The 10,134-nt window shown below is 67.3% G+C and carries 4 protein-coding genes and 2 pseudogenes; 1 reads left to right on the top strand and 5 read right to left on the bottom strand.

From position 1 onward, the window contains the following. Positions 1–2,209: AMP-binding protein (locus tag RMO40_RS05250; protein WP_309717304.1), on the top strand; the 2,209-nt coding region annotated here is incomplete at its 5' end. A 427-nt stretch (positions 2,210–2,636) separates the two neighbouring features. Here RMO40_RS05250 and RMO40_RS05255 read toward each other — a convergent pair. The 5 genes and pseudogenes from RMO40_RS05255 to xylA all read right to left on the bottom strand — a co-directional run. Beyond that, the gene (locus RMO40_RS05255; protein ID WP_309717307.1) at positions 2,637–4,487 is read right to left on the bottom strand and encodes an alpha/beta fold hydrolase; all 1,851 of its coding nucleotides are present in this window, start codon (positions 4,485–4,487) and stop codon (positions 2,637–2,639) included. Positions 4,488–4,874: 387 nt separating this feature from the next. Further along, positions 4,875–5,093 (bottom strand): annotated as a pseudogene (locus RMO40_RS05260) (hypothetical protein); the annotation flags it as partial. 134 nt (positions 5,094–5,227) lie between these two features. Continuing rightward, positions 5,228–7,212 (bottom strand): annotated as a pseudogene (tkt, locus tag RMO40_RS05265) (transketolase). Positions 7,213–7,241: 29 nt separating this feature from the next. Further along, positions 7,242–8,912, bottom strand: a complete 1,671-nt coding sequence (locus tag RMO40_RS05270; RefSeq protein WP_309717310.1) for a family 43 glycosylhydrolase — start codon at positions 8,910–8,912, stop codon at positions 7,242–7,244. Between the two features lie 19 nt (positions 8,913–8,931). Then, positions 8,932–10,134: xylose isomerase (gene xylA, locus RMO40_RS05275; RefSeq protein WP_309717313.1), on the bottom strand; the 1,203-nt coding region annotated here is incomplete at its 5' end.

Below are 10,134 nucleotides of genomic sequence, written 5' to 3' on the forward strand. Positions count from 1 at the left end.
CTCGCAGCTCGAGGACCACCTGAATCGCATTGCTGGCATCCTGCTCAATTCGCAGGCGCGCGTGCTGGTGACCGTCGACCGCGCCAAGCCGCTGGCCCACCTGTTGCGGGCCCAGGTCGAAGCCTTGCGCAGCGTCGTGACGGTGGCCGATCTGTCGCTGGCCCATGCCACGTCACCGAATGCACACCCCGCCCCTCTTTCAGGGCCGGCACTGGCGGCGTCGGATGTCGCGTTCCTGCAGTACACCTCGGGCAGCACGGGTGACCCCAAGGGCGTGATCCTGACCCACGCCAACCTGCTGGCCAACCTGCGCGCGATGTGGCGTGCCTCGCAGATCAGCCACGCCGACACCTTCGTCTCGTGGCTGCCGCTGTACCACGACATGGGTCTGATCGGCGCCTGCCTCGGCGCACTGACGATCGGCTTTCGGGTCGTGCTGATGTCGCCGCTGGCGTTCCTGGCCCGGCCGGCGCGTTGGCTCGAGGCGATCCACAAGCACCGCGGCACGGTGTCGGCGGCGCCGAACTTCGCTTACGAGCTGTGTTTGAACAAGCTCGTGGACGCCGACCTCGATCGATTGGACTTGTCGTGCTGGCGACTGGCCTTCAACGGCGCCGAGCCGGTCAGCCCTGACACGCTGGAGCGCTTCGCGGCGCGCTTTGCACGCTGCGGCTTCGCACGCGAGGCGCTGACTCCCGTCTACGGGCTGGCCGAAAACTCGCTCGGCCTCGGCTTCCCGCCGGTGGGACGCGGGCCTGTGATCGACCGCATCGACCGTGCCGCGCTGGCCCATGATGGCGTCGCCATACCGGCGCGGCCGGACGACGCGCAGCCGCTGCGCATCGTCTCCTGCGGGCTGCCGCTGCCCGGCCATGAGCTGCGTGTCGTCGGCGCCGGCGGGCGCGAGTTGCCCGAGCGTGAACAGGGGCAGGTGCAATTCCGCGGCCCCTCCAGCACCCAGGGCTACCTGAACAACCCGGCCGCCAACCAACGCCTGTTCGACGGCGACTGGCTGAACACCGGCGACCTCGGCTACATGGCTGCCGGCGAGCTGTTTCTCACCGGGCGCAAAAAGGACATCATCATTCGTGGCGGCTTGAACATCCACCCGCAGGAACTCGAGTCCGCGGTGGTCCAGCTTGCCGGCATTCGCAAGGGCGGCGTGGCGGTGTTTGCGGCCTCCGACCCGCGCAGCGGCACCGAGCGGCTGGTGGTGCTCGCGGAGACCACGCTTAACGAGCCCGAGCAGAAAAGGCAATTGATCCAGGCCATCACCGCGTTGTCGGTCACCCTGCTCGGCGCGCCCGCTGACGACGTGGTGCTGGCGCTGCCGCGCACGGTGGTGAAGACATCGAGCGGCAAACTCCGCCGTGCCGCCTGCCGCGAACTCTACGAGCAGGGCCGGCTCGGCGAGACACAACGTCCGCCGTGGCAGCAATGGCTTGCGCTTGCGGCCACCGCCGCTGCGGCACGGGTGCACCGCGCATCGCGCTCGGCCGGCCACTGGGCATGGGGCCTGTGGGCCTGGGCCGTGTTCTGCTCGCTCAGTGCCGTGGCCTGGTGTGCGGTGATGCTGTTGCCGGGGTTGGCCTTGCGACGGCGTGCCGCCTGGATGCTGGCGCGCCTGGCGATACGCCTGATCGGCCTGCCGCTGCAAGTGGAAGGCCTGGATCGGCTGCCGGCAGCCGGGCCGCGCATCGTGGTCGCCAACCATGCCAGCTATCTCGACGCGATCCTGTTGGGTGCGGTGCTGCCACCCGACTTCTCTTTCATCGCCAAGCGCGAACTGGGCGATGTGGCCTTGATCGGCCTGGCGCTGCGCCGGCTGGGCGCCGTGTTCGTCGACCGCTTCGATGCCGCGCAAGGCGCCCTGGACACGCAATCGCTGCAGGCACGCGTGCGTGCCGGCGAATCGATGGTGTTCTTCCCCGAGGGCACGTTCGGGCGTGCCAGCGGCCTGCAGCCCTTCAAGCTCGGTGCCTTCGTGATTGCCGCCGAGACCGGGTGCGCGCTGGTTCCGGTGACCCTGAACGGCACCCGCTCGCTGCTGCGCGACAACGCCTGGCTGCCGAATCGCAGCGCCATCCGGGTGACGGTCGGCGCGGCCATCGCAGCGGCCGGGCCGGGCTGGAACCACGCGCTCGAAGTGCGCGATGCGGCGCGCAAGGCGGTCACGGCCGCCCTGACAGAGCCGACACTCGATGGCTGAAGGGCAGGCTCGCTCATTTCGCAGCAATCACTCAACCCGGGCTTTGCAGCCACGAAGTCTTTGGCTGGGCGATGTATGACTTCGCCAACTCGGGCTACGCCACGGTCGTACTGGCCGCCGTCTTCTGAACTCAATTCGGTTGTCCACCCTCGACCGGCTGGGCGTGCCGCGCAATCGCTGCGCGATTTCGCGCGCAAACCGCTGGTGTCCCTTGCGGTGCACATCGCTGCGCGGCTGGTAGCGGTTGCCCCCCGCTGCTGTTGTCGGTGGCTTCGTGGCCCGGGCGGTCGTTGGCCAACTCGCTGCCCTTGAGCCGACTCTCGGGGTGCTCCATGTTCGCCAGGGGAACCAGCGGGTCGATCGGCGAATCACGGCTGAACAGGGTGCGAGTGAAGCGTTGGCAACAAGCGGTTTGCGCCAGCGCAAGCTACGCCACATGAACATAGCTGCCAGGCGCCTCGGCCAGCGGTGGATGGGCCGCCGTACCCATCGACGGCGGCTTGAGCTGCCCGGTGGAGTGCTCGGCCAGCCAACGCTGCCATGCCGGCCACCACGAGCCGCCGGACTGCGGCGCAGCCTGCAACCAGGCCTCGGGATCCAGATACCGCTGGCCGCGCCGGCGCTCCAGCAACTGGTAGCTGCGGTTTGCGTGCCCCGGTTCGGACACGATGCCCGCGTTGTGTCCGCCGCTGGTCAGTGCGAACGTCACATCGGTGACGGTGAGGATGTGGATCTTGAACACAGAGCGCCAGGGCGCGACATGGTCGCTGAGCGTGCCCACCGCAAAGACCGGCGTGCGGATGTCGGTCAGCGCAACGGGCTCGCCATCGACGACGTAACGCCCCTCGGCGAGCTGGTTGTCGAGAAAGAGCTGGCGCAGGTACTCGGAGTGCATGCGGTAGGGCATGCGCGTCGCATCGGCGTTCCAGGCCGTCAGGTCGCCCGCCGGCCGACGCCGCCCGAGCAGATAGTTATTCAGCCGGTACGACCAGATCAAGTCGTTCGAACGCAGCATCTGGAATGCGCCGGCCATCTGCTTGCCGTCGAGAAAACCGCGCTCGCGCATGCTGTCCTCCAGGAAGGCGACCTGGCTGTCGTCGACGAACAGGGAGATCTCGCCCGGATCCTCGAAATCGGTCTGCGCGGCGAGCAAGCTCAGGCTGGCCAGCCTGGTGTCGCCGTCGCGTGCCATCTGCGCAGCGGCGATCGCGGCCAGCGTGCCTCCGATGCAGTAGCCCACCAGATGAACACGGGCTTCGGGACCCCTCTCGACGACCGCACCGACCGCATCGAGAGCGGCCATCACACCGAGCTGGCGATAGTCGTCCAGGCCGAGATCGCGGTCGCGCGGGTCGTCGGAAGGATCGGGGTTCTTCCACGACATCGCGAACACCGTGTGCCCCTGATCGACGAGGTAGCGGATCAGCGAGTTGTGGGGCGACAGATCCAGGATGTAGTACTTCATGATCCACGCCGGCACGATCAGCACCGGCTCGGCATGCACCCGTGGCGTCGTCGGTGTGTACTGGATCAGCTCGATCAGCCGATTCTTCAGCACCACCTTGCCGGGCGTGGCCGCGACGTCCTTGCCGACCACAAAAGCCTCGGCACCGGCTGGCTGCTTGCCCGTCACGGTGCGCTGGCAGTCATCGAGCGCATTGAGCCAGCCTTGCCACAGGTTGGCGCCGCCCTGGTGCGCCACCTCGGCCAGCACCACTGGATTGGTGGCGATGAAATTGGATGGTGCGAGGCGGTCCAGCCATTGCCGCGCGCCGAAATTCACCATGTCCTCATGGTGGCGGGTCATTCCCGGCACGCCACTGGTGGCAACGTGCCACCACTGCTGCGTGAGCAGGAAGTTCTGTGCCATCAGGTTGTAAGGCCAGGCGGTCCACGCCGCGTCACTGAAACGCTTGTCCTGAGGCAGCGGATCGATACACGGCTCGCACGTGGGGCGCAGCGCACCGTACGCGAACAGTCCCCAGCGCAGCGCCTTCTTGAACGCCTTCTCGACCAGCTGCGCCTGCTTGCCGGGTGCAAGTGCGAGGTGCATCGCCCAGTCGGCGTAGGCGGCGGCCAGCGATACCGGCGAGATGCCACCGGTCACTGAAACGACGGCGGCGCGTGCCGCGTGATCCAGGGTCGCCCAGCGCGCTTCGAGTTCGGGGGCATCGGCCGCAATGCGCCCGAGCCAACCGCTCGCGGCGCGCTCCAGCGGATGGGTGGGCGGCGCTTCGTCGACGCTCGGTGCTGCGATCAAATGGGGTGCCCTGTCCATGGGTGCGGTTCCTTTGCTCAGGCAAGTTCCTAGACGACACATCGCCCCCACGGTCGGCACCCAGAGCGGTGCGTCGGCGTGTGCTGGCGACGTCGAAGGGGCCAGTCTGCGCGAGGCACCGATTGCGTACGTTGACGAGAATCAACCCGTCAATCGCGACAGCACCGAAGCGCCCGAGACGCAGCCGGCGCGCAGGTCGTCGTGCTCAGCTGCAAGGTGTGCGTGGCAGCCCAGGCCATGAAGTCGCATCCGTCGCGCCGCGTCAGGTTGGCGACCGAACGCACGCAGCGTTCCATCAGGGGGCAGCACCTGGCGAACGAAAGGCCTACCGATACACCACCACGGGGATCCTGCTGTGCGTCAGCACTTTCTGCGTCTCGCTGCCAATCAGCAAACTGGCCTTGCTCTCGTCGAACGTTGTCTACAGCCACTTGGTTGCCCGGGTTTCCTGGACTGACCCGCGTGCCAGCTTTCTTCGAACCTCTTCGGGCTGATGCAGCCCGGCGTGGAGTGAAGCCTGCGATGGTTGTAGAACGTCAACCAATCGATCAGCTCGTCCATCGCCTCATCGCGATCGGCGGCAAACCGCACTACTGCACGCCCCACCGCTGGCACTGCGAGCGGAGTTCGCGGCCGACCCGGCGAAACAGCGGCAGTGGTTCGGGTTCATTGCCAGAAATCGGCTGGCGGAGACGGACTTCGATCACACCATCGGACTCGGGCGCGGTCGCCTTCACGAATCAGCAAGTCGACGGCGCGATGACGGCAAGCGCCGCATCCTTCACCGCGCTTGCGGTGATTCCGAAGTGCTCATACAGCTCCGGGGCAGGCGCCGATTCGCCGAAGGTTTGGATGCCCACCACGGCGCCCTCGAGTCCGACGAAGCGGTACCAGCCTTCCGGGTGGCCGGCCTCCACCGCCACGCGGGGTACGCCGACGGGCAGCACGGCGTCGATGTAGTCGCGCGTCTGGCGGTCGAAGGCGAAGACCGAAGGCATGGACACCACGCGCACGCCGTGCCCCAAGGCTTCAAGTTGCTCAGCGGCCTCGCAGGCCAGAGTGACCTCCGAACCCGTGCCGATCAACACCACGCGCAGGCTCGAGCGCTCTCGCCGCAGCACATAGCCGCCGCGTGCCATGTCGGCCAGCCCGCCTGCATCACGCGGCTGGTGCGGCAGGTTCTGGCGCGAAAGCACCAGCGCCGTCGGGTGGTCGCGCGACAGCACCGCCTGCTGCCACGCCACCATCGTCTCCACGGCGTCGCACGGGCGCCAAAGGTCGAAGTTGGGGATCATGCGCAGGGTGCCGGTCTGCTCCACCGGCTGGTGCGTCGGGCCGTCTTCGCCCAGGCCGATGGAGTCGTGGGTGAACACATAGATCGGCGCGATCTTCATCAACGCGGCCATGCGCAAGGCGTTGCGTGCGTACTCCGAAAACATCAGGAAGGTGCCGGCAAACGGGCGCACGCCGCCGTGCAACACCAGGCCGTTCAGGATGGCGGCCATGCCGAACTCGCGCACGCCGTAGTGCAGGTAGTTGCCGTGCTCCGTCGCGGTGACAGCGCGGCAGCCCTTCCACTGCGTCAGGTTCGAGGGGGCGAGATCGGCCGAGCCGCCCACCAGTTCGGGCAACAAGGCGCTGAACGACTGGATGGCGTTCTGCGAGGCCTTGCGAGAGGCAATCGTCTCGCCGCGTGCGGCCCCCTCGCTCACGAGTGCCGCGCTGGCTGGCTCGAAGCCGCTCGGCAAATCACCGCGCAGGCGGCGCTCCAGCTCGACCGCAAGTTCGGGGTGGCGACGGCGGTAGGCCGTCATCAGTTCTTCCCATTCGCTTTCGGCGCGCCGGCCGCGCACACGGGCATCCCATGCAGCGGCCACATCGACCGGGATCTCGAAGGGCGCGTGTGGCCAGCCCATGCGCTCACGCGCCGCGGCGATCTCGGCTGCGCCCAGCGGGGCGCCGTGGCAGTCGTGCGTGCCGGCCTTGGTGGGCGCGCCCTGCCCGATCACCGTCTTGCAGCAGATGAGCGTCGGGCGCGCGGCCTCGCCCTTGGCGGCTTCGATGGCGGCGCTCACCGCCGCCACGTCGTGGCCGTCCACACCTCGATCACCTGCCAGCCGTAGGCGCGAAAGCGTGCCGGCGTGTCGTCGGTGAACCAGCCTTGCACATGGCCGTCGATGGAGATGCCGTTGTCGTCGTAAAAGGCGATCAGCTTGCCGAGCTGCCAGGTGCCCGCGAGCGAGCAGGCTTCGTGGCTGATGCCTTCCATCAGGCAGCCGTCGCCGACGAACACGTAGGTGTGGTGGTCGACCACCGGCAGGCCGTCGCGGTTGAACTCGGCGGCAAGCAGCTTCTCGGCCAGGGCCATGCCCACCGCATTGGCCAGCCCCTGCCCCAGCGGGCCGGTGGTGGTCTCCACACCCGGCGTGTAGCCGCGCTCGGGGTGGCCGGGTGTCTTGCTGTGCAGCTGACGAAAGCGCTTCAGCTCGCTCATCGGCAGCGCGTAGCCGCTCAGGTGCAGCAGCGCGTAGAGCAGCATCGAACCGTGCCCGTTCGACAGCACGAAGCGATCACGGTTGGGCCACTCGGGGTGGGCCGGGTTGTGGCGCAAATGGCCGTGCCACAAGGCCACGGCAATGTCGGCCATGCCCATCGGCATGCCGGGGTGGCCCGAGTTCGCCTGCTGAACCGCGTCCATCGCCAGCGCACGAATCGCGTTGGCCATCTGCTGGGGGGAGGCGCTGCTTGAGACCGTCACGGCGTGAGGCTGCGGTAGCTGAAGTGGTCGAAGTCGGCGTGCAGGCGCGAGCCGCTCAGGTCTTGGCAGGCCAGGCCGATGAAGTTGCCGGTGAAACCGAAGCTGCGCGCAAAGCCGTCGTCGAACCGCGTGGCGTATTCGTCTGACAGCATCTTCGACGGCAGCGGCTCGCCAAAGGGCTGCCATTCGCCTTCGGCCAGCGCGTAGAAGAAGCGGAAGGCCGCGCCTTCGAAGCGCACCCGCAGCCACACGCGTGGCGCGTCGCCAATGGGCAAGGCCGGCAGCGGCTCGCGCAGCGCGCCATCGTCATTGACCGACAACAGCAGCACGCGCCCCCCCACCACTTCATCGTGGGTCACGTGCAGGTAGGCGTGGTTCTGCGTGTTGTAGTACGCCACCAGGCCCGCCATCTGCTGGAACACGGTGGGAGCGAACTCGACCACGGTCTCGGCTTCGCAGTCGAAGTGCTGCTGGCGGCGGGCCACGAGGCTTTGCTCGAAGGTCGACATCAACGAGTTGCGGCCGGTGAGGCGCAAGAAGCCAGGCCGTGCCTTGAGCGACATCCACGACACATCGAAGGGTTCGCGCAACGTGTTCCAGTGGCCCGACAGGTCGGGGCCGCTGAATTCATCGCGCGCTGCTTCAGGCTCGATCGGTGCCGGCGGCAGCGCCGGTGCGGGCAGCGTGCTTTGCGGCGCCACGCCGCCCTGCGCCAGGCGCAGCCAGCCCTCGGGTGTCCACTCCACTCGTTGCAGAGCCGTCTCTCGGCCGAGGATGCTGTGCAGGCCCTCGGCGTCGTAGTCGAGCGGTGGCTCGCTCGGCGCGCTGTCTCGCCACTCCAAGGGCCGCCCGCACAAGTGCGCGATGTACCACTCCCCGTTGCCGGCATCAACCAGGCTGGCGTGCCCGGCACGCTGCAGGCCAGCGGGCGATTCGCCCTGGGCCGTGAGAAGCGGGTGATGCGGGCTCAGCTCGTAAGGCCCGTCGATGGAACGCGAGCGCGCGATGGTCACCGCATGGCCGTAGAACGTGCCGCCCTCGGCGGTCATCAGCACATACCAACCGTCGCGCTTGTAGAGATGGGGGCCTTCGACAAAGCCGAGCGGGCTGCCGGCAAAGATGTTCTTCACCGGGCCGACCAGGCACTGCTGCTCGTGGCTGTATTCCTGCAGCAAGATGCCGTGGAAGGGGTTGCGCCCCGCACGGTGGTCCCACTGCATGCTGACGACCCAGCTGCGGCCATCGTCGTCATGAAAAAGCGAGGGATCGAAGCCACGGCTGTGCAGGTAGACAGGCTCCGACCAGGGGCCGCTCGGGTGCGGCGCGGTGACCACGTAGTTGGGCGTGTCCTTGTAGGCGCCGGTCATGCTGCGCACGTTGGTGAACACCATGTAGTAGGTGCCATCGCGGTGGCTCAGGCACGGGGCCCAGATGCCGCACGAGTCGGGGTTGCCACGCATGTCGAGCTGGCTGCGCCGCGTGAGCGCATACGACAGGTGCTGCCAGTGCACCAGGTCGCGCGAGTGGTGGATGCGCACGCCAGGCCACCACTCGAAGGTGGAGGTGGCGAGGTAAAAATCGCGCCCCACCCGCAAGATCGACGGGTCGGGGTGAAAGCCCGGCAAGACCGGGTTCTGGATCGGCGGGTTCTGGTTCACGTTCGTCATGAAAATCGTTGCCTCTGACTCAGACGAATCGGTTGACCCAATTTTCCAGCGCCTCTTGTCGGCCGGAGCGCGGCGCGGTGTCGGCGTTGCGCGCGAGCGTCCGCTGGGCCAACTCAGCCAGGCCGAACTTGCCCTGGCGGATCTCGTGGCCGAGGCCCCCTTCCCAGCCGGCGTAGCGCGTTTGCAGCTCGCGCTCCAGGCCACCGTCCTTGATCATCTGCTCGGCCGCGAGCAGCGCCTTGGCCGCCACGTCCATGCCGCCGAGGTGACCGTGGAACAGGTCTTCGGCGTCAAGCGACTGGCGGCGCACCTTCGAATCGAAGTTGAGGCCGCCGCTGGTGAAGCCACCGCCCTTCATGATGTAGTACAGCGCGAGTGCGGTGTCGGCCACGTTGTTGGGGAACTGGTCGGTGTCCCAGCCGCATTGCATGTCGCCGCGGTTCATGTCGATGGAGCCGAAGATGCCGAGCGCGATGGCGGTGGCGATCTCGTGCTCGAAGCTGTGGCCGGCCAGCGTGGCGTGGTTGGCTTCGATGTTGACCTTGACCTCGTTCTCCAGGCCGTGCGCTTTGAGAAAACCGAACACGGTGGCGCTGTCGAAGTCGTACTGGTGCTTGGTCGGCTCGCGCGGCTTGGGTTCGATGAGGATCGGGCCCTTGAGGCCGATCTTGTACTTGTACTCGACAACCATTTTCAAGAAGCGGCCCAGGTTGTCGAGCTCGAGCTTCATGTCGGTGTTGAGCAGGGTCTCGTAACCTTCACGGCCGCCCCAGATCACGTAGTTCTCACCGCCGAGCTTCAGGGTAGCGTCCATCGCCTCCTTCACCTGCAGCGCGGCCAGGGCAAAGATCTCGGGGTCGGGGTTGGTGGCCGCGCCGCTCATGAAGCGCTTGTGGCTGAACACATTGGCGGTGCCCCACAAGAGCTTCATGCCGGTGCGCTGCTGGTGCTCGCCGACCACGTCGACCATGCGGCGCAGGTTGTCAACACTGTCGCGCGGGGTGGCGCCTTCGGGGGCGATGTCGCGATCATGGAAGCAGTAATACGGCAGGCCCAGCTTGCTGAAAAAGTCGAAGGCCACCGTGGCCTTGGCCCGCGCCGCCTCCATCGGGTCGGCCATCTTTTGCCAAGGGCGCTCGAAGGTGCCGTCGTAGCCGAACGGATCGAAGCCGTTCCAGCAGAAGCTGTGCCAATAGCAGGCCGCAAAGCGCAGCTGCTCTTC

The organism is Rhizobacter sp., from assembly GCF_031412075.1.
Classification (GTDB): domain Bacteria; phylum Pseudomonadota; class Gammaproteobacteria; order Burkholderiales; family Burkholderiaceae_C; genus Rhizobacter.